A 21,906-nucleotide genomic window follows, 5' to 3' on the forward strand; every position below is an offset into this window, starting at 1 on the left:
TTATTTAAGCGGTTAGGAACAGAAGCCAAGCAATTCAGGAATATTTTGAAACAAAATTGTAAATTAGGTTTCAAAGTAAACTCATATCAGCTCCTTAAGGAAAATATAATTTTATCACCTAAGTTATCTTCTAAATGAAATTTTTTGAAAGTGTTTGGGGGTACTTAAAATTGGAAAACCGATCTAGAAAAATGCAAATCGATTGGAAATCCAAATTCTTAGATTTCTTGATTGTAGTTATTGGGATAACAATAGCCTTTAAATTAAATACTTGGAACGAATCAAGAAAAGCGGCTACAGAGGAAAAAAGTTACCTTATAAGTTTCAATGAAGAATCGATTATCAATGAGAATAATCTTAAGGAAGCGTTGGAGCATTCAAAATTGGTCATGCAGGAAATAGAAAACATCAAAGGCCCATTGCTTTCCAAAAATTACAATGACCAAGACATCAAAATTTTAATAGGAAGCATGATATCTATGGCAAACTTTACTCCAATTACTACAACCATGGATAATATTTCCGCATCAGGGGAATTTGACCTAATCACTGATATGGAGTTACGAAAAAACTTAATTATCACTTATGACTCCTTCAAGACCACCTCTAGGCTTGAAAAGGTATTAGAGGATTATGTTGATAAGTATCTAACGCCCTTTCTGCTTCAGAATTACCGATTGAATGATTTGAGTCCAATTAATTCAGAAAATTTACAAGAGCCTGTATTTGAAAATATAGTTATAGGATACGAAGCTCTATTACAGCAAAAGATAAATGGTTACGAAGCAACTCAAGAAAGGCTTCAATCTTTGAATGGACATCTGAAAATGGTTAAAAAATAAAGACTCCTTTTACTTTGATTTACGTATTATTTTTTTTGAAATGCTAGTTTTTTCTCGAAAAACGATCTTAGGCTTCTTCAGTTTTTATTCGATTTTTACATCTATTTCAAAACCCCATTTCCATTATCTTTAAGTGTTTTTATTGAGTCCAAAAGTAAGGGACTTGAAATCCAAGTCAATTTTTTGTATTATAAGTAGCTTAATTCTAGGTACAAGGCGTCCTTTTTCAGCAACGAAAATTTATCGTTCACACCTTGTAATTCTTTAACTAAACTTTCAAAACCATGCAAAATCAATTCAATGATTCAGATAAAACCTTGTCTATAGGAGTTACACTTCTTTTGTTAATAAGTCTGCTTTCTTGTAATAATCAAAAAGAAGAAAAAACGGAAGTAATTGAAGAGAATCCCATAGTAGAAATAATAACTGAAAACATGGATTTTCAACTTCCCGACACTATTTCTCAAGGATGGAACAAATTTCACTATATCAATAAATCTGATCAAACACATTTCTTTCTAGTAGAAAAATATCCTGAAGGAAAGACTATTGCAGATGCTAAATTGGAGGTTCTTCCTCCATTTGCTAATGGCATGAGGCTATTGAATGAAGGAAAAATGGATGAAGCTTTGGCAGAGTTTGGAAAACTTCCAGAATGGTATGGTGCGGTGGAATTTGTTGGAGGATCAGGCTTAGTTTCACCAGAAAACACTGCTGAAACTACTATAAAACTTGAACCAGGATATTACTTGATCGAATGCTATGTTAAAATGGAAAATGGCGAGTTTCATACCACCATGGGAATGCTAGAACCCTTAGTAGTATCTCAGGATACTTCAGGAATTATACCTCCAGAAAACTTTATTCCAATTAATATCTCAAGCGAAAATGGAATTGTCTTAAATGATTCTATTACTGCAGGCACACAGACATTCGGAGTATATTTTCAGGACCAAAAAGTTTATGAAAATGTGGTAGGCCATGATGTAAATCTTGTAAAACTCAATGAAAATGCCAATCTGGATAGCCTTGAAAAATGGATGAATTGGATGGACCCTAAAGGATTGATTGATCCGGCGCCAGAAGGAATTGTTTTCTTAGGAGGAGTAAACGATATGCCACCTTTGACAATGGGATATTTTACAGCTGCTCTAACTCCGGGCGATTATGTACTCATATCTGAGGTCCCCAATGCTTCCGAAAAAAAATTATTGAAAATGTTTACTATTTATTAATCAAATAAATTTCTAATAAAGAGACTGCCTCTAAAATTTTTATATGTTCAACTCAGAAAAGGGTGTTTAAAAGTCCAATAAACTTTTATTTCTTCAAGGATATTGGATGGTTCAAGTGACATTTAATGGTTTAAGGGCAGTCTATTTCTATTTCTTTTTAACAATTCGTCTATTTTTCTACTTTCAACATAAGAACCAATTCGAATATTATTTTTTAAAATTCAACAGAACCCGCCCAAAACCGATAAATTCAAATCTTTTATAAGTTCACTAACTTAGTCTCTTTGACACATCTATGAAAAAAAATATCCGGTATTACTACAGTTTGCTTCAAGAAAGACTATGGTTTAAACCTCTACTTTTTTGCATTATTTCAGTTGGATCTGCTTTTTTGGCTCATATAGCAGACAACAGTTTTTTGGATGATATGGTCCCTGAAATTGAAGAGGACTCCATCGAAGTTCTGTTAAATACAATTTCTGCAAGCATGCTGGTTATAGCCATTTTTGCGGTGGGGTCCATGCTATCCGCCTTTTCTGCAGCCAGCAGTAGTGCGACACCTAGATCCTTCCCCTTAATTGTTTCCGACGACGTTTCGCAAAATGCCCTTTCTATATTCATTGGCTCATTTATTTATAGCATCATTGCCACTGTAGCATTCAAAAATGACTACTTCGGGAAAGCAGGAAATTTTACACTTTTTATTCTAACCCTAATTGTTTTCGCCATCGTTATTTTAACCTTTTTAAGATGGGTAGACAGTATTTCTAAATTAGGCAGAATGGGCCAAACCATACAGAAAGTAGAAAAAGCAACCAAAGACTCCTTTCTAGAAAGAAAGCAGAGACCATACCTCGGTGCGAAGCCATTAAAGTCAAGTAAAAAAGGAACTCCAGTTTTTTCAAAATTCATCGGCCATATTACCCATATACATATGGATCAGGTAAATGAGTTTACTAAAGAATTCGATGTCGATGTAATCATTAATTGCCTACCGGGATCTTTCTGTACTCCTGATCAACCTTTGGCTTATTTTCAACAAAAACATAAGGAAGAAGTAGAATCAGAAAAATTGATTAACTGCTTTGAAATCGGGTCAGAAAGATCATTTTTGGATGATCCTCGTTTTGGGTTGATCGCTTTAAGTGAAATTGGAAGCAGAGCTCTTTCTCCGGGAATCAATGATCCGGGAACCGCCATTGCCATCATCAAAAGTCACACTCGTTTATTTTGTGAATGGTTTTCTAAAGAAGATCAAGAGTCAAAGTCAGTGATTTATGATAGGATAGAAGTTCCTCCACTTTCTCTTTCTGATATGTTTGAGGATGCTTTTCGCCCAATTGCCAGAGATGGGGCAGGAACTGTAGAGGTCATGATCTGGCTTCAAAAATCCTTTTCTACTCTATGGAATATTGGAAATCAAGAAGCCCAGGAATTGGCTATTCTTCATTCTAAAACAGCCTTTGAAAGAGCTGAAAAGGCAATTTCGAATCAACATGATATTGAAAGGCTGAAAGAGAAATCCTTATTCTTTGCCCATCAGAAATCTTAATCTAGTTTTACTATTTCTGAGAATAAGTGAAAATTACCCCTTTTAAATTCCCTCAAATGCCTGAAAATAAAAACCTGACCTTAGACCCAGAAAACTGGGATAAAATGAGACAGCTTGGCCATCAAATGATCGATGATCTATTTGATTATTGGCAATCAATTCGGGATCAAAAAATATGGAAGCCCATTCCCGAAGAGGTGAAGGACCAATTTGAAAAGCCAATTCCTGAAAAAGGGCAAAGTCCAGAGGAAGTTTATAAGGAATTCAAAGAGTTTATATTTCCCTACAATAAAGGAAATGTGCATCCTCGATTTTTTGCATGGATTCAGGGAACAGGAACTCCCATGGGAGTTTTAGCTGATTTGTTGGCCTCAGGAATGAATCCTAATACCACCATTGGAGAGCATTCTGCTATGTATGTGGACAGGCAAGTGGTCAACTGGTGTAAAGAATTGATGAATTATCCACAGGAAGCCTCCGGAATCTTGGTCAGTGGTGGGTCCATGGCTAACATCACCGCTCTCACAGTGGCAAGAAACTCTTTCGGCTCTGAAAAAATACGTCAAAAAGGGCTTAAGGCTGCTTCAGCTCAGTTAATTATTTATTGCTCTGTAGAGACACATTCCTGTATTCAAAAGGCAGCAGAAATCATTGGTTTGGGAACAGATTCAGTTCGAAAAATTTCTGTAAATAAGCGATATGAGATGAATGTGCAGGAGTTGGAGCAACAAATCATTTCAGATAAAAAGGCGGGGCTTCTACCTTTTGCCATAGTAGGAACCTCAGGCACTGTCAATACAGGCGCTATTGATCCGCTAGATGAGCTGTTGAAGATTTCAAAAACTTATGGCCTTTGGTTTCACGTAGATGGAGCCTATGGAGCCTTGGCAAAACTAGATCCCGTATATGCTTCTCGATTAAAAGCCATAGAAGAAGCAGATTCAGTTGCCTTCGATCTTCACAAATGGTTATATGTTCCCTATGAAGTAGGCTGTACTTTGATTCGGGATGCAAAGAAGCATCGAGAGGCTTTTGCAATCACTCCCAACTATTTATTGCAGGAATCCCGAGGCCTTTCCGGCGGCTTAGACTCCATCAATAATTATGGTTTTGAACTTTCTAGAGGCTTTAAAGCACTGAAGATTTGGATGTCTCTCAAAGAGCACGGCAAAGAAAAATATGCTGCCATGATAGCTCAAAATAATCGTCAGGCAGAATATTTGGCAGATTTGGTCAATCAAAATCCAGAATTGGAATTGATGGCGCCAGTCTCAATGAGTATTACTTGTTTTCGAATGATCAAGCCAGGACTTTCTGAAGAGCAATTAAAAGATCTAAACCGGGAAATATTACTGAGGCTTCAGGAGGAAGGCATTGCATCGCCAAGCAGTACCATTCTCAATGGGAAATACACCCTGCGGGTTGCCAATGTAAACCAGAGAACCCAAATGGAAGACATGGACCTGTTGGTTCGGGAAGTACTTAGAATCGGGAATCAAATTGTGATTGCGTAGAAATTTTGGGTAAATTCCATAAACCCTACGCATCATGAAATCAGCACTTTACTTCGCCCTTTTAGGCTTATTTCTGTTTTCCTGCAAAAATAGCCCTGAGACCCTCACCCCAGAACCTGGCTACCTAATCGCCTTTAATACTTACGAACCTGACTCAGTTGTCGAAGATAATTGGGAAATACGGATCATGGACCCCGAGGATAGTACCCATCATTCTACCAATATTATCAATCATCCTGATGTAGCATGGACCTATTTTGCCCATGGACCTACTATCTATTTTATCAGTGATAGAGACACTGCTTATCGACACTTTTTTCTCTATCAAATGGATAGTGAAGGAAAAAATATTCAAAAATTTTCAAATCTCAGGTTAGAGGACAGTTGGATGGATTTGGACCCAACAACCCAAACCATGATCGTATCAGGGAGAACGGAAAACCGCTATCAACTCTACCTGATTGATCTCAAAACCGGAAATTATACACCATTCATACATGATACTGCCTTCAAATTCCAAGACCCGGTTTTTTCTCCCGACGGTAAACAGGTAGCTTATGTAAAAAGTCCAAAAGTCCAAGAAAAGGGAATTTTTCCTGAGGTTTTTCTAATAAATAGAAATGGTAGTGGGGAAAAACAACTAACCAAATTTCCCGCAAACGACCCTGCAGCTGAAAAATATGGTTATAAAGCTGGAGCACTCAAGTGGCATCCCACTGAAAATTTCATCAGTTATGCCAGTTCAAGAGGAAATACCACTTCAATTTTCGGAGTTAGACCAGAAGGGGGAGAGAGCTGGAAACTTTTTCCCTCTGAAAACCGCGAAGTTTATCACTCCTGGAGTCCTGATGGGAAACTCTTGACTTTTGAGCAGTCCGAGCCAGATAGTGCCTCCAAAGGATATAAACTGATTCTCATGAATTGGGAGACAAAAGAATTCCAAGACATATCCGATCCTGCTTTCAAAACTCAATTAGCACCCGTATTCGTGCAAAAAAACTAAGAGCAGTCCCTAATTTTGGGACAAAAGCAGGAAATATTGGCCTAATTTTGGTGCTTAAGAGGATTGGCTTTGGCCTATTCTAAAATTAAACCAAATACTATCATGATGAAGTTTTTAAAAATCAGTTCACTCGTTCTTTTTCTGGGCTTTTTTGCGGCTCTTGAAAGCCAAGCTCAGGAAGTGGGTCTACGTTTCGGTAATGTAAATGGGAATAACGTAGCATTAGACGCGGTTTTTGCTTTGGGCGAGTTTAGTAGAGTCCATGGTGACTTAAGCTTCGGAGGCGGAGGAGCAGGGATTGATTTGCTTTGGAACCCAATCTATCGCCCTATCTCTGATTCAGAGTTTAATTACTATTTGGGATTTGGCCCCTCCTTATTTTTGGGTGACCCTTTTAAGCTTGGAGCTGCAGGTGAAATCGGTGCAGAATATGAATTCCCCGATATTCCACTAATTGTGGGCCTTGATTGGAGACCCTATTTTATTTTGATAGAAAACACCACATTTGATGCCGGTGGCTTTGGATTAAATATTCGTTGGAGATTAAATTAATCTAATTATTACGTAACTTATAGCTGGGTCATCGCCCGGCTTTTTTTATGCCGACTGACTGAGATTATTGCCTTTTTTCTGTTTAAACAGATACGAAGATGGAACTGATTCTGGAAGGTGATTTCTATTTGGAGCGTTTCTCAGGAAAAGCAGGATGGACCTATATTCCTTTCCCAAAGGAAAATATCACTGCCAAAAACCCTTTTGGTATGCTGAAAGTCTCTGGAAGCATCGACGAATATCAATTTGAGAACAAACACCTGATGCCTGTAGGAGATGGCAGGCTTTTTTTACCACTGGCGAAGCAAATTCGAAAAAAAATCAAAAAAGAAGCTGGTGACTCTGTCCACTTGAAACTATACAGACAGGCTTTACCAGATAGTGCTCCTCCTGAACTCTTGGATTGCCTACGCGATGACCCAGGAAAGCTTAAGCTTTTCGATCTATTGCCTGTAGAAGAAAAAGAAGAGTGGATTAGCTTTATTTACAGCGCAAATTCAGAAGATGAGAAAGCGAACAGAATCGTCAAATTATTGGAAGAATTGCACTAAAACTCCACAATGATCCCGATTGTCGGCAACACATTACCCGCAGTATTTTCTATCAAACGCAATTGATAGCGGCTAGGGTCATTGGGATTTACTACTTTTTGGCCAGAACTATCTCGTTCAGGCACCAGAATAGGAGCCTGTAAGGCCTGAAAATTATAGGCATTTTGGATATCCACGTACCAGTTGAGATTCCAGTTTTTGAAAAAATACTTCTTATCCAGCCTCAAATCCAATTGATGAAATGCTGGCAATCGTTCTCCATTAATTCGGCTATAGTCCAAGACCCCTGAGTTTCTCACATCCCAATTTGAAATCAAAGCCGATTCCTGTACATCAAATGGAGTATAAGGAGTACCTCCCAAGAATCTCCATCTTGCGCCTAACTCCCAATTATTCTTGAATCGCTTTCCTGCCGTTAAGCTCACGATAAACCTATTATCCCAAGAAGATGGAACAAAGCCTTCTGTATTAGGATTGGTGAATTCACTTCTAACTAATGTCAAAGCAGCTATTCCATAGAAATCCTTGAAAAGTCGCTGCTGCGCCAAAAACTCAATTCCATAAGCTCTCCCTTCAGCATTTGAATTGACAGGTTCGTTTCCTATTACTCCGAAGTCAGCTCCCAAATTGCCTAAGGCTATACCATTTCGAATAGAGGAGGGATAATTATCATACTTTTTATAAAATGCCTCAGCCGTAAAGCGCCTATTTTTTTCAGGAACCAAAAATTCAATCCCACCGATCAATTGACTGCTCCTAATGAACTGCAAATCATTTTCCTGGTTAACCAAGACGCCTTCATTGTTTCGAAAGCCTAAAACAGTGTAGGGTGGTTTTTGATAATAAATGCCCGCATTCGCAGTGGCAAATAAATTTGGCTTTAATTGGTAAGAAACAGATACCCGTGGACTAATTTGGTTGAGAGGGTTTGTGGCTGTACTTCCAAAATCAGAGCCATCCATTCTTAGCCCACCTGTAAGTAACAAGCGCTCACCATTGAAATACTTGCTTCCGGAAATGAAGGCTCCATAAGAGCTGAAGTTGGAGGTGGAATTAATGTCGATCACCTGCCCTGATCCAGACAGAGTTGCCCTATCAAAATTATCAATGAAATAGCGGGCATATTCGTAATTCACTCCATACTTCAGAGTATAGCCCGCTCCAAAGATGCTGTTTTCAGCCCGAAATTTATTTTCGGATTCCTGGCTTAAATAATCAAATAAAAGATTGGCCTCTGAGCTCGTATCATTATTGGCGTACTTAAAGGAACGGTTGTTCAGCATATTCCTGCTCAACACAAAAGTCCAGAATCCGTTTTCCCGAAAACGCTTTAATTTCAATCCGGTGGCATAGTTCCACTGCTCCTGAATTGGAAGTACGCCCAGTAAATACAATCGATTTTCTCTTTCCTCCTGAGTTTCATTTTCTGGGATATTTTCATTGAGAACAAATTTGTCAATCGCTCCTACAGCCAGAAAGGTTAATTCTGTTTTCTCGTTCAGTTTGGTGGTAGTCTTGACTTGGAAGTCATTAAAAGTGGGTAAAAATGGCAAGCCCAACAGTCGAAATAAGCCCTGTAAATAAGATCTTCTCGCCGATAGCAAATAGGTGGTCTTTTCTCCCAAAGGTCCTTCATTGGAGAGTGTCAGTTCGGAGGCTCCCACAGTCAGCTGAGTAAACATTTGGTCTCTTCTTCCTTCTTTCAATTGAACTTCAAAGAAAGAGCTTAAAGCATTCATTCTATTAGCAGGAAATCCTCCTGCTATCAAATCCACATTCTTGATCAGGTTGACGTTGAGTATCCCAACCGGACCTCCTGAAGAACCCTGAGTCGAAAAGTGATTAATCACAGGTACTTCGATTTCATCAATGAAAAATCTATTCTCGTTGGGTGCGCCACCCCGAATCAAAATATCATTTCTAAAACTCGGTGTACTGGCCACTCCCGGCAAAGCCTGGATAACCCGGCTAATATCTCTGTTGCCCCCGGGATACCTTTCTATTTCATTGGAATTGAGCTTGCGAACTGATAGCGGAGTTTCTTCAGACCTTGAAAACTCCGAGTTTACTATTACTTCATTCAGCTCAGAAGCATCTTCAAGTAATTCAAAATCCATTTGTACCGGCTTTGCCTGCGTAATTTGAACCTCGTATTTGGTGGAAGTTTTAAAGCCTACAAAACTGGCTCTTACATTATATAGACCCGGAGGAATATTACCGATTTGATAGTTTCCATTCTCATCACTGATGGCTCCCAATTCTGTATTCAAGATCAAAACATTGGCAAAAGCCACAGGCTGATTATTGACGGGATTGATGATTTTACCTTTTAAAACTCCTTGAGAAAAAACAGGCAGGCTTAGCAGCAAACAAATCAGTGCCGCGAGATACTTTTTCATAATCAGGTTGGAATACTTTAAAAATCAATTCCTGAAGTGAAAGTTTCAGAAATACCCGAAAATTTGACCTAAATCAAGGGTTTTAAGCAGTTTGTTTTTCTTTTTCTCTCCAAAGCCTCCACCATGGAGTACCTGGCGAGTCATGATGCTCAAAGTGGTAGCCAAAGAAGTAACAGCTCAAAAATGCCCAAACATGATTTTTAGCCTGAGACCGGGAGTGATGGGCATTGTCGCTTTCACCTCTATGAGGCAGGTATGTGCCGAAATAAAACAGTTGCAAAGTGGACAGAATCGCGGGAAGCATCCAGAAGACAATCAGATTTTCGGTAGGGAGCCATAGCTTTAAAACATTAAAACTAACCGCCATCAACAATATCTGCCAAATACTCACATATTGGCGAATGAAAGAGAGATACCAAATCAGAAAATTACCGGAGGCATGATAATCAGGGTCTTCATCTGTAGCCACATGCCTATGATGCTGATGGTGTTTGGGAAAAAGCTTCCAATAAAAATTATAGGAAAACAGAATAGCTGCGATCCATCCTGTGGCATGGTTGATTTGCTTGTGCGAAGAGACCACCCCATGCATGGCATCATGAGCTGTAATAAAAAGCCCTGTATAAAGGTGCATTTGTATCAAAATACCCAAATAGGTGAGTGGATTTGTCCAAGATATTTCAAACTGTATCCAAAAAACCAAAGAGATAGCCCAAAGCAAAATAATGCTCCAAGCGATCAATAGACCTTTAGGATCTACCTTTTGGGTGATTCGATACTGATTCAGCTGCATGTAATTAGACCTTTTTTCGACTCAAAAGGTAAGAATTCTTTCTCTTACCTGCTCCATCAGCCACATAGGAGTGGATGTGGCTCCACAAATTCCTACCGTTTCATTGGGCTCAAACCAGCTCTCCTCAATTTGATCTGGATTGGATACAAAAAATGTATTGGGGTTTTTCTCTTTACAAACGTTATATAGCACCTTACCATTGGAAGATTTGGTGCCACTGACGAAAACTATTTTGTTAAACTTATCAGCAAAGTCACGAAGCTCCTTATCCCTATTGGAAACCTGACGGCAAATAGTGTCATTGGTGTTAACAGTGATTCCATTTTGCCTTAAGATTTCATTGATCTCGTAGAATTTATCCGTGCTTTTGGTAGTCTGGCTGTAAAGGGTCAGGTTTTTCGGAAGGCTAGGAATATCCAGTTCGGAAATATCCTGAAAGACTACCGCCTTATTATTGGTTTGACCTAGCAATCCAATCACTTCAGCATGACCATGCTTTCCATAGATATAAATAGTCTCTTCTTTGTCGAAAGAATTTTTAATCCTGTTTTGCAACTTCAATACAACCGGACAAGATGCATCTATAAGCGTCAGATTATTTTTGATGGCCAATTCATAAGTGGAAGGCGGCTCACCATGCGCACGAATGAGGACTTTTTCATCCTTCAATTGATGCAACTCCGAGTGATCAATGATTTTCAACCCTTTTCTGGTAAGCCTATTGACCTCTTCGTCATTATGAACGATATCTCCCAAGCAGTAGAGATAGCCTTGCTCATCCAAAATCTCCTCTGCCATTTCGATAGCATAGACCACCCCGAAGCAAAAGCCAGAATGATTGTCAATTTCTACATGGAGATTTTTCATCTGAATTGGATTATGTTTTACTAGTCCTCGAGCTGTTTTTTCAGAAAATTTATCGTCTTAAGACTTATTAATTTTGACCTGCCTGAACTCATAGCCTATAAACTTTTCAGGGAATGAATTGTTTTTCGGCTTCTGATACTTTCGAATATACTCACATTCATCAACAAGAGCGTCATCGAGTAGATACTATCCTCAATTGGAACTGTCCAAATTCGGATCCCTAAATTTTCGGCATTGTTATAAATCACCACCGGCTCCTCTGTCAATCCACCGGTCAGAACTCCATTACACAGGAAAAACGGTATCAGATGAACAAAATAGGCAAATAAGAAGCGCCCTAAATATTTATCATTAAAGACTAGAAAATGAACCAATAAAGCGATTGCTCCTACGAAAAAATTGACCGAAGTGTACCATTTGTCCAAGTGCCAAACTGCAAAACCCAATAAAAATGGGACCATGATATAGACAAAAGGCTTTCCAAATGGCAGGAAAATATCCTTCGGGAAAAAATAAATCAGTACCTCATAGATAAATATACAGGCAAAAGGAACTGTCAAGAAAAACAGCCACTCTTCCAAAGGCAATTGAAAGAAGTAAATCCCTACCAAATAATCGGGGTTAAATTCCCATACTCCCATTACGGTAAACCAGTGATCCCATATCAAAAAGAACGCTCCAGTGAAAAATATCGCTGGGAAAAGGGCGTACCATTTAGTTGCGTACCTGATTTTAGGCTCAAAAGACCTTACCAAAGGAAAGGAAATGGTAAAAAGATTGATCGCCAGATACAAATAATGCTCCATTAACTAATGCCCAGTTTGGTGCCAAAATAGGTCCCTACCAATAAAGAAATCTTCTTGGAATTAGGGATTCGGATTCTCTGCTGTGTAATAGTTTCGGCAGGCAAACCTTTGATTTTATCAAATAACTTTTGGTAATAGAGATACGCCACTTTCACCCCTAATTTTGCACCATCCGGCAATTGTTCAATCCCAATTAGAGAGTCATCAAAATCTTTCTGAATATCTTCCTCTATCTGAGTTTTTATATCTCTATTGAAAAGCTTGTAATCAACACCCGGAAAATAAACCCTGCCTCTTTCTTCAAAATCACTTTTGATATCCCGAAGGAAATTAACCTTTTGGAAAGCGGCTCCCAGCTTACATGCTGGCTCTTTCAGTCGGTCATACATTTCCTGATTACCCTCACAGAAAACTTTCAAACACATCAGGCCTACAACTTCTGCCGAGCCATAGATGTATTCATTGTATTTGGAATCATTATATTTTTTGAAATCCAAGTCCATTTCCATGCTATGAAGGAAGGCCTCAATCAAGTCCAGGTCAATTTTATATTGATTAACTATGAGTTGAAATGCATGCAAAACCGGATTGAGGGAGATTTTTGCATCAATGGCTTCATAGGTATCTTTTTTAAACCTCTCCAATAAAGTCGCCTTATCCTGATCATGAAAAGTATCCACAATTTCATCGGCATAGCGAACAAAACCATAGATGGCATAAATAGGAAGATGAAACTTTTTGTCCAAAGTTTTGATCCCCAGCGTGAAGCTGGTACTGTATCGTTGAGTGATCAGTCGACTACATTCCAGTGTGGTTTGGTCAAAAAGTGCTTTAGCATCCATTGCTATAATATACCTATTTATTTACAGATTGTTTTCTTTGATCACTTCTTTTGCCACTACCTGCCCAGAAATCAGGGATGGCGGAACACCCGGTCCAGGCACAGTAAGCTGACCAGTATAATATAGATTCTTTACTTTTTTGTTTTTCAAAGAAGGTTTCAAAATTGCAGTTTGCAAAAGCGTATTAGCTAAGCCATAAGCATTGCCTTTGAAGGCATGATAGTCCGACTTGAAATCCGAATGGGCATAAGATCTTTTATAAGTCACATGCGGGCGCACATCCTGACCCGTGATTTTCTCCAGACGGTCCATGATGATGTGGTAATATTTTTCTCTCATTTCCTCAGAATCCTCCAAATCAGGCGCCAAAGGAATTAATAAAAACATATTTTCTTTTCCTTTAGGAGCTACTGTAGGATCTGTGATAGATGGGACGGAAGCATAGAAAAGCGGCTTTTCCGGCCATCGTGGATTTTTGTAAATCGCGTCTGCATGAGGACCAAGTGGTTCATCGAAAAACAGGTTGTGATGACGCAGATTCTTCAGTTTTTTATCAATTCCCAAGTAAAATAACAAACTGGAAGGGGCCATAACTCTTTTGTCCCAGTATTCCTCAGAATAATTGCTGTAATTAGGATTGAGCAAATGCTTATCCACGTGATGATAATCTGCACCGGCAATCACAATATCCGCTTCAATTTTTTCTCCAGAAATTAGACGAACGCGTTTTGCCAAGCCTTTTTCCACCTCAATTTCTTCTACTTCGGATCCATAACGGATTTCAACGCCTTTTTCTTCAGCCAGGGAAACCATCCCTCGAATAATCTCATGCATTCCCTTTTTGGGATACCAAGTACCCAAAGCGATATCTGCATAGTTCATAAGGGAATAAAGAGCAGGAATATTTTTAGCTGTTTCTCCTAAAAAGAGAACAGGAAATTCCATCAAACGAATAATCTGTTCGGATTTAAAAAACTTGCGAACATGCTTAGACATGGATTGGAAAATATCCATTTTCACCATATCCACTAGCAATCCCGGAGAGGCAAATTCCAATAAGGACCTGCTTGGCCTTTTGACCAAATCGTGAATGCCTACTTCGTATTTGTATTTTGCTTGCTCTAAAAATAAATCCAGTTGCTTGCCTGCGCCTGGTTCGATTCTATCCAACATTGCTTTGAATTCATCCATATTGGCAGGAATATCCAGAACTTCCTTCTCTCCATAAATGACAGCATAAGAAGGATCCAAACGAATCAGGTCATAATAGTCGGATGGCTTTTTCCCAAATCGGGCAAAATAATCCTCGAATACATCCGGCATCCAATACCAACTGGGACCCATATCAAAAACAAACCCCTGGTGCTCAAACTTTCTCGCTCGACCTCCTGGGGTTTCGTTTTTTTCTAAAAGGGTAACTGAACAACTCTCTCCTGCCAGATGGGTGGCTACTGATAGTCCTGCAAAGCCAGAACCGATTACCACCACATGCTTTTTACTCATAGGATCAATTTTTATTCTTATAAACTGCTAGATCATCTTTCAACAGCTTTCTGGCAATATGTATTCTATTCTTTACAGTTCCAATTGGAATCTGCAACTTATCCGCAATTTCATGATACTTGAATCCTCTGTAGTGCATCATAAAAGGAGTCTTGTATACGTCGTCCAGTTTGTCGATTGCGGTGTAAATATCTTCCATCGCAAAGTTTCCATACACGCCATTCTCAATCTGAGAATCGCTGGAATTGATGTAATGAAGATTGTCTGTGGTGTCTACGAATGTGCCTCTTCTGACCATTCGCTGATAGTTGGTAATGAAGGTGTTTTTCATAATGGTATACAACCATGCTTTCAGGTTGGTACCTTCTGTAAACTTATCTCTATTGGTAAATGCCTTTACCATAGTGTCTTGTAACAAATCATTTGCATCATCCATGTCCCTGGTTAACTTCAGTGCAAATGGTTTCAGTGTGCTGGAAAGCTTGTGTAGTGAGTAACTGAATTCTAGAGTTGTCATGGTAGCTTTGTCTTTTTGTTTAATCAAACTTAGGAATACTTAAACAAAATACAAAGCTTTTGTTGAATTTTTTTTCAGTTAGATTAAACAAAATATTTCCTGACCGCTCTTTCTTGGGATTTGTGGCCGAATTTGGATATAAATGGACAAAAAAAGGCATTCTTGGTAGAATGCCTTTTGTTTAATTTATTGTTAAATTCTTTAGACTATTTCTCTTGAGTCACTTCTGCGAGCTCTTCCAGCATAACTTTGATGTCCCTGATGTAATTAAGTTGCTGCACATTGGCTGGGAGTTTTAAATCCTGACCGATTACTTGATACCCTGTGATCAAGATTTTTGCTTCCTGAAAACGCTCTGACAAAGCATCCACATAGTCTTGTGCATACTCTGAGCTCGGAGATGTAGTAATTACAGTTAAAAGATAATCAGGTCTATGCAATTTATAAACTGAAAGGAGATCATCATTAGGGGTACTTTGTCCTAAGTATATAACCTTATGTCCCATGCTTTTGATGAGGTAAGCTGCGAAAAGCAAGGAGATTTCATGAAGTTCTCCTTCTGGTAGGAAGAGTAAAAATTTCTTTCCTCCACCATTAATCACTTGACCGTCTATGGCTACAATGAGTTTCTGTCTGACCAGATTGGAAATGAAATGCTCCTGCGCGGGATTGATCGCTCCGGTTTGCCATAGCACTCCAATCTTAGACATAAATGGATAGATGATGTTGAGCATGGTTTGCTCAAAGCCCAGTTTAAGGATATTGGAAGAAAGAATCTTATCGAATCGCTCCTCATCCATTTCTATCATACAGATAGTTAATGTGTGGATTTGATCGTCATGGGTTAGAGATCTTTCCGTCAGTTTCATCACTTCAGTTCGAATTTCTCCTTCTTCCATAGATGCAATCTTACTGATCTTGAAGCCATTGTCATTCAACAAAGCGACATTCAAAATCAGTTTCAGGTCCGCATCATCATAATAACGGATATTGGTATCGGTCCTTTTCGGGCTCAGCAAATTGTAACGCTGCTCCCAAATACGTAATGTATGGGCTTTGATACCTGAAAGTTGCTCTAGATCTTTGATCGAATAAGTGCTCACTTTTCTTCCTGTTTAAAATATTCTCTGGGTACTACGAACAATCCAAAGGAAACAGCATCTTCCTTTTGATTGGTTTTATGATGCGCTTTATGCGCCTTGAAGATTCCTTTTAGGAAAGCATTTTTGGGTCGGTCAAACCATTTCAGTCTGCGATGAACCAAAACATCATGCAAAAAGAAATAGAGTACTCCGTACAAACTGATTCCGATTCCCATCCAAAACCGATAATCAAGATTTTCCAATCCCAGGAAAATCAATACTACTGCAATACTTCCAAAGAGCAACGAAAACAAATCGTTCAACTCAAAGAAAGACTTAGAGGGCTGATGATGGGTCTTATGTATCATCCAAAGAGGACCATGCATCAGGTACTTGTGAATCAACCAACCGGAAAATTCCATTACGATAAATCCCAGTGCGATAAATCCTATAGCTTTAATCATCACGAAAACAACTAATTAAGTGACTGTTTTGTTATAAGCTGCAATTTGACCTTTTGTTTCAGCTTTATGGAATAATATTTTATGATTCATGTCATAAATCATTCCACAACGGTAAAATTGAGTATGGTAAAGAATAAAATTAATGTCAAAAGCAAAGGCAGTGCAATAGGATTCTGCTTTTCAAACTTTGCTTTTCTAAAAATCAGGTGGATCAGGTAGGCTATAAAAAACCATCCCAAATAATTGCCTACAGGAATGATGTCAAATTTCCAGTACCAAAAATCCAATGAAACTGCCACCGGCTCTAAAATATAGTCTATCGCGGTCATCGCTGTGGCGCCTAAAAATGCAGCGTAATAATCATTGGGAATTTTCTGGAATGCAACTCCGGTGAGATATGCTAGAATAAACCAATTGACACCTATTATAATAGGAACCTCCCAAAGCTTAGGACCCAAGGTCGGACCGTATACATAGTCTCCAAATAAATAGCCAGTGTGAATTCCTATCAATTCTGCCCCAAAACCTATCCAAAATACAGCTGTGGCAAAAATCGGAAAAGAATCAGACCAGCCCCTGTGAAATAGAAGAATGATCACCAAAGAAGTCAAAAGCTGAGCTGGAGTCATACTCAAAAACCAATCTCTATACTCAGGCAAGCTGAGCCCCACCAAACCAACACCGTGAAGGATGATGATTACCGCTATGGCAATGATTACTTTTATATTGGTCCCGGAGCTATTTTCAGTGACTACTTTATGCATGAGCGGTGCTTGGGTGAGCAGAATTGAGGTTTTAAGTTTGGGATTCCTAACTTTGATGTTCCAAATTTGTTATTAAAAAAAGGAAAATCCCTACAAAACTACGAAATGATACTATACAACGTCACCATCAATGTTGCTCCCGAGATAGAAGAAGACTTTATTCAATGGCTAAAAAACACCCATATTCCGGAAGTAATGGCCACTGGTATTTTCACTGAACATAAATTATTGAGATTGATCCAAAGAGCGGATGATGGCAGCACCAATTATGCAGTGCAATATTTTACCGAGAGCCTTGCCAAAATGCAGGAATACGAAACCAAGCATGCTCCTGCCTTGAGAGCCAAAACGCAAGAACGCTACCAAGATAAAGCACTGGCATTCCGAACCCTTTTGGAAATCATTTAAAAATGCCCAACTGGCTCAAACTCATCATCAGCATCATTTTGCCTCAAGCCGCTGGGCTGACCGGGGCTTATTTTACCATCAGTAGCGTGGATAGCTGGTACGGAACCTTGGAAAAGCCTTTTTTCAATCCTCCACCTTGGTTGTTCGGTCCCGTTTGGACGACTTTGTATCTGATGATGGGTTGGGTTTGCTATTTGATCTGGAAAAGCAATCACCCTCAAAAGAGGTTTTTATTGAGCCTTTATTTTATTCAGCTTGCTTTAAACGCGATTTGGTCCCCGGCATTTTTTGGAGCAGAGTCTCCTGCATTAGGCTTGTTGGTCATCATACCTTTGGGAGTATTGGTCTTTATTTGCATTCTCCAGTTTAAGAAAATATCTCATTGGGCATCCAGGTTAATGATTCCCTATTTTCTCTGGGTTTGCTTCGCCACTCTTCTCAATATTTCTATCTGGTATCTGAATTGAGGTTTTTGTTTATTTTAATATTATGTATATCAGCCTTTTTAATAGAAAGCAAGGCTCTGGTTCAACCTAAAGGACCAGAAATTTGATCCTTCCGTCTTCTGTCTTCGGTCTTCCTTCTTTTTTGAATAAAGGATTTATCCTCACTGTGATGATTGTAGCCAATTAGATATTTTTTTCAACGCTTTTTCCGTTTGTGCACTAGGTTTTTAGCAAATAAAGATTAGTTTTAAATCTTTAATTATTTTTATATGAAACAAATTTTTACCGCGCTCTTGCTGCTGAGCTTTTTTTCATGCAGCCAGAACAGTTCCGAAAAAGAGACTCCCAATATTTTGGAAAAATTGGAGCTCAAAATTGATAGCCTGACTGTCGATTCCGGGGAGGAAATTTTTGCTCCCGATGGAATATATTCCGAAGACCTAAGCCTAGACGGTGAGCGTGTCTTCGCTTTCTACGAACCAGACTTTGAGGTATTTGAGATTTCGCTGAAAGAAATGAAGTTGCTCGCGAGGCATCCCTTTCAGCGTGAGGGTCCTGACGGCATCAAAGGGTGGATTTCCTCATTTCAAGCCCTTCCTGAAGATCAACTGATGATTTATGATGGGGTGATTCCAAGTGTTTTTGATCTGGAAGGCAAAAAATTAAAATCATTTGAACAGGATTTTCAAAAAATGATTGATTTCCAATCTGAGAGTCCTTTTATGGTCACTAATTATTTGAAATCCAGCCCAGAACAAAATTTCTTTTTCTCTTTACCAGCAGAGTTTGGAAAGCCCATCTTGGGCCTTGCGGTATTTGACATGGTGAATGAGAAAGGTAAGGTTTTGAAACTTCCAGCCTTTGATTTAGTCACAGGTTTTCAAGTGATTTTCCGCCAGGGAAATGGAGCCTCATTTTATGGCGACATGGTAGGATTACAATTGATTAATCAGCAACTGCTGGTTACCTGCAACTCAACAGCTCAAGTCTACAGATATGACTACAAGAAAGATTCTTTGGAATTGATCTCCTTTGAGCATCAACTGGTAGAAAACCAAAAAAGCGGTTCATTTCCCAATGAGGTAGATTCCAGAGAAAAACAGATGGAGGTAGCGAATCAAATTCGGCAGCAGATTTCTTTTGATAATTTCTATTGGGATGAAATCAGAAAACTTTATTTCCGATTTGGCACCAAAAATTACAGAGTCTCTCCCGATGGAAATGAGCGAAAGTCAGACTGCTACCTGTTTGCCTATGATGAGGAGTTCAACTTAATCGGTGAGGCTTTTTTACCCGAACTAACGGTAACCCCTTACCATGGCTATTTCTATAAAGGAGCTTTTTATAGCTACTGGCCTTTGGGAGATGAGGCCGGCTTTGTCAGATTTCAATTTAATTTCTAATCCATGAATAGATTTCCATTAGTCATTTTCCTGATCCTACTCTTTTCTTGCGGAGAAAATACCGAAGAAGGGTCCCAAAAATCCGATAATATCCTTGCAGACCTCCAGATCAATCTAGATACGGTGGTAGTTGATGTGGGTGAGGAAATTTTCAATCCTGGGATGTATTATCAGTTTGGGCTAAGTGAAGATGGTCAAACGGTCTACTTTGCCTTAAACCAAGAACCTGAGGTGCATGAAATAAACCTTCAAAAGCTCCAATTGGTCCGCAGAATTTACTTTGAAAAAGATGGGCCAAACCGCGCTCCCAATTTTATCAATTACTTCGATGTCCTACCAAAGAATGAATTCATGTTGGCACACTATGGAATTCAGGGAATCTATAATGCGCAAGCAGAAAAAATCCAGACAATGGAGATACAGCCTGGGGAATTCCAAGGCTTGGACGAGGATTTGAATGCACTTTATTTCAATCTCACTATCAGCCCAGATAAGAAACTGGCCTTTTCTACTCCTAATAAACCTTCTGAACTTTTCAGTTCATTTATAGCCAAAATGAATTTGGAACAAAAAACTGGAGAACTCATCCCTCTCCATGCTTTGGAAATCACGAAAAATTTTCAAGTGTCATTCCGCAGTGAAAACTCAAGCACTACTTATGGAGATTTCATATCCATTCAAAAGGTTAACAATCAGCTTGTCATATATTCCGGCAGTACTTCCGACTTATATCTATATGACTTTGCCACGGATTCTTTGATACTTAAAACTTTCAATCATCAGCTAGTTCCAGCAAAAAAGACAGGCTCTTTTCCCTCAAAAGTAGACTCTCAGGAAAGAGTAAGAGAAGTAGGCGATGAAATCAATCAGCAGCCGACATTTTCAGGATTATATTGGGATCCAGGTAGAAAGCTGTATTTCCGATTTGCATCAAAGAGCAATGGGAAACTGGAAACCGGCGAGCCAAAAAAGAAAGATGTCTATTTATTTGCCTATGATGAGGAATTGCAATTACTAGGTGAACAAATAGTTGATTTGCCCTATCCCTTTGGACGAGCCTTTTTCTTTGAGGGCAAGCTCTACAGTTATCGACCAGTAGATGAAGATCCTGGATTTGTGAGAATGACATTAACCTATTGATATGTACAAATTAGGAAAGACTTTTGTCCTCGCACTTTTTGCCGTTTTCGCTTTTTCCTGTAGTGGTGAGAAAGAATCTGCCGATAACGACTCAACCAATATTCTAGCTGACTTTTCCTTTTCTGTGGATACTGTGATCATCGATCCGGGAGAGGAGATCATCAATCTGTCTCAGGGAATCAGAAGGTCTGCTCTTTCAGAGAATAAAAAGTACCTCTACGTCTCTGACAATACCAGCACTTTGGTCAACAAAGTCAATCTGGACGAATTGAAATTGGAGTCCATTCTCCAGTTTGAAAAGGAGGGTCCAAATGGGATCGGAGAATATCTTTCGTCATTTGATGTGTATCCGGGCGAGGAGTTTTTCTTTGGAAGCTTCCGGACCTCCGGCCTATTTAATGCCCAGGGAGAAAAAATTATGGATTTGACTCCCAAGGCGGAGGAATTGGAGATTGAGGGGATCAAAGAAGAATTTAAATATTCCCTAACCAACCACCTTACGCTCTCAAGCGATAAGAGTGAAATGTATGCGTTGCCGGGGGATTTTTTGGAAGGAACTAGAAAGCTGATAAAAATAGACAGGGATTTTAAAACGGGAAAATTATTTGATTTACCGGCCTTGGAGATTGCTGGGCAATATCGGATCGTGCTCCAATCCAACGATGCCATGTCGATTTATATGGAAGATATTGACCTCCAAAAAATTGACAATCACTATTTTTTAACAGCCGGACCTACCAACAAAATCTATCGCTTCTATCCAGAATTAGATTCCCTTCAACTTTTGGAATATAGCTTTTCCATCGTGCCCAATCAAAAAGAAAGGCCAATCAGTAATACGGTGTCTTCACAAGAAGAATTCCAGTCAGAGATGGAAAAAGCCAGAACTCAGATTGGATTTGAAAAGCTGATTTATGATGACAAATCTGAGAGATACTATCGTTTTGGAAGAATCTATCAAGCCCGGGAAGATAAAGAGGCTCCCCTCAAGGCTCAGGTATTTTTATTCGCCTTTGATAAAAATCTTAAACTGATCGGAGAAACTGAAATCCCGGAATTAGATCGAGTTCCTTTAAGTGCCTTCTTCAAAGACGGCAAGCTCTGGTCCTATGTCAATATGAATGATGAGTTGGGTTTTGCGGTGTTTGATTTTGTTTCTGTTCCCAAAAATAATGGGCGACGAAATCCATCCGAAAGGGATATAAAAATTAACAATCTGTGAT

General features: G+C 39.0%; 22 protein-coding genes. 12 read left to right on the forward strand and 10 right to left on the reverse strand.

All coding sequences use genetic code 11. The annotated features are described in order from the left end of the window. Window positions 1-191: 191 nt before the first annotated feature. The 7 genes from B2906_RS17455 to B2906_RS17485 all read left to right on the forward strand — a co-directional run bounded on the left by B2906_RS17455 (window position 192) and on the right by B2906_RS17485 (window position 7,249). The gene (locus B2906_RS17455) at window positions 192-842 is read left to right on the forward strand and encodes a hypothetical protein (protein WP_286942036.1); all 651 of its coding nucleotides are present in this window, start codon (window positions 192-194) and stop codon (window positions 840-842) included. Between the two features lie 284 nt (window positions 843-1,126). After that, window positions 1,127-2,077, forward strand: a complete 951-nt coding sequence (locus tag B2906_RS17460; protein ID WP_219957304.1) for a hypothetical protein — start codon at window positions 1,127-1,129, stop codon at window positions 2,075-2,077. A gap of 295 nt (window positions 2,078-2,372) precedes the next feature. Next, window positions 2,373-3,629, forward strand: coding sequence for a DUF2254 domain-containing protein (locus B2906_RS17465; protein ID WP_219957305.1), 1,257 nt, complete (start codon window positions 2,373-2,375; stop codon window positions 3,627-3,629). Window positions 3,630-3,685: 56 nt separating this feature from the next. Further along, on the forward strand, window positions 3,686-5,143 hold the full coding sequence (locus B2906_RS17470; protein ID WP_219957306.1) for a pyridoxal phosphate-dependent decarboxylase family protein: 1,458 nt from the start codon (window positions 3,686-3,688) through the stop codon (window positions 5,141-5,143). 34 nt (window positions 5,144-5,177) lie between these two features. Next, complete coding sequence (locus B2906_RS17475) at window positions 5,178-6,146, forward strand: TolB family protein (protein ID WP_219957307.1); 969 nt, start codon at window positions 5,178-5,180, stop codon at window positions 6,144-6,146. Window positions 6,147-6,248: 102 nt separating this feature from the next. After that, complete coding sequence (locus B2906_RS17480; protein ID WP_255590412.1) at window positions 6,249-6,698, forward strand: outer membrane insertion C- signal; 450 nt, start codon at window positions 6,249-6,251, stop codon at window positions 6,696-6,698. A 98-nt stretch (window positions 6,699-6,796) separates the two neighbouring features. Then, a complete protein-coding gene (locus tag B2906_RS17485) occupies window positions 6,797-7,249 on the forward strand; it encodes a YdeI/OmpD-associated family protein (protein WP_219957308.1) in 453 nt (150 codons plus the stop codon). Here the strand turns inward: B2906_RS17485 and B2906_RS17490 are convergent. From B2906_RS17490 to B2906_RS17535, 10 genes are all read right to left on the reverse strand, one after another. Beyond that, window positions 7,246-9,648, reverse strand: coding sequence for a TonB-dependent receptor (locus tag B2906_RS17490; RefSeq protein WP_219957309.1), 2,403 nt, complete (start codon window positions 9,646-9,648; stop codon window positions 7,246-7,248). The genes B2906_RS17485 and B2906_RS17490 overlap by 4 nt on opposite strands. Before the next feature lie 82 nt (window positions 9,649-9,730). Further along, complete coding sequence (locus B2906_RS17495) at window positions 9,731-10,441, reverse strand: fatty acid desaturase (protein WP_219957310.1); 711 nt, start codon at window positions 10,439-10,441, stop codon at window positions 9,731-9,733. Between the two features lie 21 nt (window positions 10,442-10,462). Further along, the gene (locus B2906_RS17500; protein WP_219957311.1) at window positions 10,463-11,308 is read right to left on the reverse strand and encodes a 4-hydroxy-3-methylbut-2-enyl diphosphate reductase; all 846 of its coding nucleotides are present in this window, start codon (window positions 11,306-11,308) and stop codon (window positions 10,463-10,465) included. 95 nt (window positions 11,309-11,403) lie between these two features. Continuing rightward, window positions 11,404-12,114, reverse strand: coding sequence for a lycopene cyclase domain-containing protein (locus B2906_RS17505; RefSeq protein WP_219957312.1), 711 nt, complete (start codon window positions 12,112-12,114; stop codon window positions 11,404-11,406). Beyond that, complete coding sequence (locus B2906_RS17510; RefSeq protein WP_219957313.1) at window positions 12,114-12,956, reverse strand: phytoene/squalene synthase family protein; 843 nt, start codon at window positions 12,954-12,956, stop codon at window positions 12,114-12,116. The genes B2906_RS17505 and B2906_RS17510 overlap by 1 nt, the downstream gene beginning before the upstream one ends. A 21-nt stretch (window positions 12,957-12,977) precedes the next feature. After that, window positions 12,978-14,459, reverse strand: a complete 1,482-nt coding sequence (locus B2906_RS17515) for a phytoene desaturase family protein (RefSeq protein ID WP_219957314.1) — start codon at window positions 14,457-14,459, stop codon at window positions 12,978-12,980. A 4-nt stretch (window positions 14,460-14,463) separates the two neighbouring features. Further along, window positions 14,464-14,976 carry an RNA polymerase sigma factor gene (locus B2906_RS17520; protein ID WP_091653757.1) on the reverse strand — a complete coding sequence of 171 codons (513 nt, stop codon included), beginning with the start codon at window positions 14,974-14,976 and terminating at the stop codon, window positions 14,464-14,466. A gap of 206 nt (window positions 14,977-15,182) precedes the next feature. Further along, window positions 15,183-16,079 (reverse strand): MerR family transcriptional regulator, encoded by an 897-nt coding sequence (locus tag B2906_RS17525; RefSeq protein ID WP_219957315.1) that lies wholly within the window; start codon window positions 16,077-16,079, stop codon window positions 15,183-15,185. Beyond that, window positions 16,076-16,522 (reverse strand): sterol desaturase family protein, encoded by a 447-nt coding sequence (locus tag B2906_RS17530; protein ID WP_219957316.1) that lies wholly within the window; start codon window positions 16,520-16,522, stop codon window positions 16,076-16,078. The genes B2906_RS17525 and B2906_RS17530 overlap by 4 nt, the downstream gene beginning before the upstream one ends. Before the next feature lie 98 nt (window positions 16,523-16,620). Next, window positions 16,621-17,286: a carotenoid biosynthesis protein gene (locus B2906_RS17535; protein ID WP_219957317.1), complete on the reverse strand. Its 666-nt coding sequence runs from the start codon at window positions 17,284-17,286 to the stop codon at window positions 16,621-16,623. Window positions 17,287-17,391: 105 nt separating this feature from the next. Between B2906_RS17535 and B2906_RS17540 the strand changes: the two genes are divergently transcribed. From B2906_RS17540 to B2906_RS17560, 5 genes are all read left to right on the forward strand, one after another. Then, window positions 17,392-17,694: a DUF4286 family protein gene (locus B2906_RS17540; RefSeq protein ID WP_219957318.1), complete on the forward strand. Its 303-nt coding sequence runs from the start codon at window positions 17,392-17,394 to the stop codon at window positions 17,692-17,694. Between the two features lie 2 nt (window positions 17,695-17,696). Continuing rightward, on the forward strand, window positions 17,697-18,161 hold the full coding sequence (locus tag B2906_RS17545; RefSeq protein ID WP_219957319.1) for a TspO/MBR family protein: 465 nt from the start codon (window positions 17,697-17,699) through the stop codon (window positions 18,159-18,161). Between the two features lie 248 nt (window positions 18,162-18,409). Next, window positions 18,410-19,543 carry a DUF4221 family protein gene (locus B2906_RS17550; RefSeq protein WP_219957320.1) on the forward strand — a complete coding sequence of 378 codons (1,134 nt, stop codon included), beginning with the start codon at window positions 18,410-18,412 and terminating at the stop codon, window positions 19,541-19,543. 3 nt (window positions 19,544-19,546) lie between these two features. Next, window positions 19,547-20,683 carry a DUF4221 family protein gene (locus B2906_RS17555; RefSeq protein WP_219957321.1) on the forward strand — a complete coding sequence of 379 codons (1,137 nt, stop codon included), beginning with the start codon at window positions 19,547-19,549 and terminating at the stop codon, window positions 20,681-20,683. A 1-nt stretch (window position 20,684) separates the two neighbouring features. Continuing rightward, window positions 20,685-21,905 (forward strand): DUF4221 family protein, encoded by a 1,221-nt coding sequence (locus tag B2906_RS17560; protein WP_219957322.1) that lies wholly within the window; start codon window positions 20,685-20,687, stop codon window positions 21,903-21,905. Window position 21,906 lies beyond the last annotated feature (1 nt).

It is taken from the genome of Algoriphagus sp. UBA3586, assembly GCF_002376385.1.
GTDB classification, from domain to species: Bacteria; Bacteroidota; Bacteroidia; order Cytophagales; family Cyclobacteriaceae; genus Algoriphagus; species Algoriphagus ornithinivorans.

Excerpts from the sequence above, each read along its gene's own strand:
- B2906_RS17460 (WP_219957304.1), top strand. The coding sequence starts at position 1,127 with ATGCAAAATCAATTCAATGATTCAGATAAAACCTTGTCTATAGGAGTT.
- B2906_RS17535 (WP_219957317.1), bottom strand. The coding sequence starts at position 17,286 with ATGCATAAAGTAGTCACTGAAAATAGCTCCGGGACCAATATAAAAGTA.
- B2906_RS17545 (WP_219957319.1), top strand. The coding sequence starts at position 17,697 with ATGCCCAACTGGCTCAAACTCATCATCAGCATCATTTTGCCTCAAGCC.
- B2906_RS17530 (WP_219957316.1), bottom strand. The coding sequence starts at position 16,522 with ATGATTAAAGCTATAGGATTTATCGCACTGGGATTTATCGTAATGGAA.
- B2906_RS17485 (WP_219957308.1), top strand. The coding sequence starts at position 6,797 with ATGGAACTGATTCTGGAAGGTGATTTCTATTTGGAGCGTTTCTCAGGA.
- B2906_RS17510 (WP_219957313.1), bottom strand. The coding sequence starts at position 12,956 with ATGGATGCTAAAGCACTTTTTGACCAAACCACACTGGAATGTAGTCGA.
- B2906_RS17560 (WP_219957322.1), top strand. The coding sequence starts at position 20,685 with ATGTACAAATTAGGAAAGACTTTTGTCCTCGCACTTTTTGCCGTTTTC.
- B2906_RS17550 (WP_219957320.1), top strand. The coding sequence starts at position 18,410 with ATGAAACAAATTTTTACCGCGCTCTTGCTGCTGAGCTTTTTTTCATGC.
- B2906_RS17475 (WP_219957307.1), top strand. The coding sequence starts at position 5,178 with ATGAAATCAGCACTTTACTTCGCCCTTTTAGGCTTATTTCTGTTTTCC.
- B2906_RS17480 (WP_255590412.1), top strand. The coding sequence starts at position 6,249 with ATGATGAAGTTTTTAAAAATCAGTTCACTCGTTCTTTTTCTGGGCTTT.
- B2906_RS17465 (WP_219957305.1), top strand. The coding sequence starts at position 2,373 with ATGAAAAAAAATATCCGGTATTACTACAGTTTGCTTCAAGAAAGACTA.
- B2906_RS17455 (WP_286942036.1), top strand. The coding sequence starts at position 192 with ATGCAAATCGATTGGAAATCCAAATTCTTAGATTTCTTGATTGTAGTT.
- B2906_RS17505 (WP_219957312.1), bottom strand. The coding sequence starts at position 12,114 with ATGGAGCATTATTTGTATCTGGCGATCAATCTTTTTACCATTTCCTTT.
- B2906_RS17470 (WP_219957306.1), top strand. The coding sequence starts at position 3,686 with ATGCCTGAAAATAAAAACCTGACCTTAGACCCAGAAAACTGGGATAAA.
- B2906_RS17500 (WP_219957311.1), bottom strand. The coding sequence starts at position 11,308 with ATGAAAAATCTCCATGTAGAAATTGACAATCATTCTGGCTTTTGCTTC.
- B2906_RS17555 (WP_219957321.1), top strand. The coding sequence starts at position 19,547 with ATGAATAGATTTCCATTAGTCATTTTCCTGATCCTACTCTTTTCTTGC.
- B2906_RS17490 (WP_219957309.1), bottom strand. The coding sequence starts at position 9,648 with ATGAAAAAGTATCTCGCGGCACTGATTTGTTTGCTGCTAAGCCTGCCT.
- B2906_RS17515 (WP_219957314.1), bottom strand. The coding sequence starts at position 14,459 with ATGAGTAAAAAGCATGTGGTGGTAATCGGTTCTGGCTTTGCAGGACTA.
- B2906_RS17540 (WP_219957318.1), top strand. The coding sequence starts at position 17,392 with ATGATACTATACAACGTCACCATCAATGTTGCTCCCGAGATAGAAGAA.
- B2906_RS17495 (WP_219957310.1), bottom strand. The coding sequence starts at position 10,441 with ATGCAGCTGAATCAGTATCGAATCACCCAAAAGGTAGATCCTAAAGGT.
- B2906_RS17520 (WP_091653757.1), bottom strand. The coding sequence starts at position 14,976 with ATGACAACTCTAGAATTCAGTTACTCACTACACAAGCTTTCCAGCACA.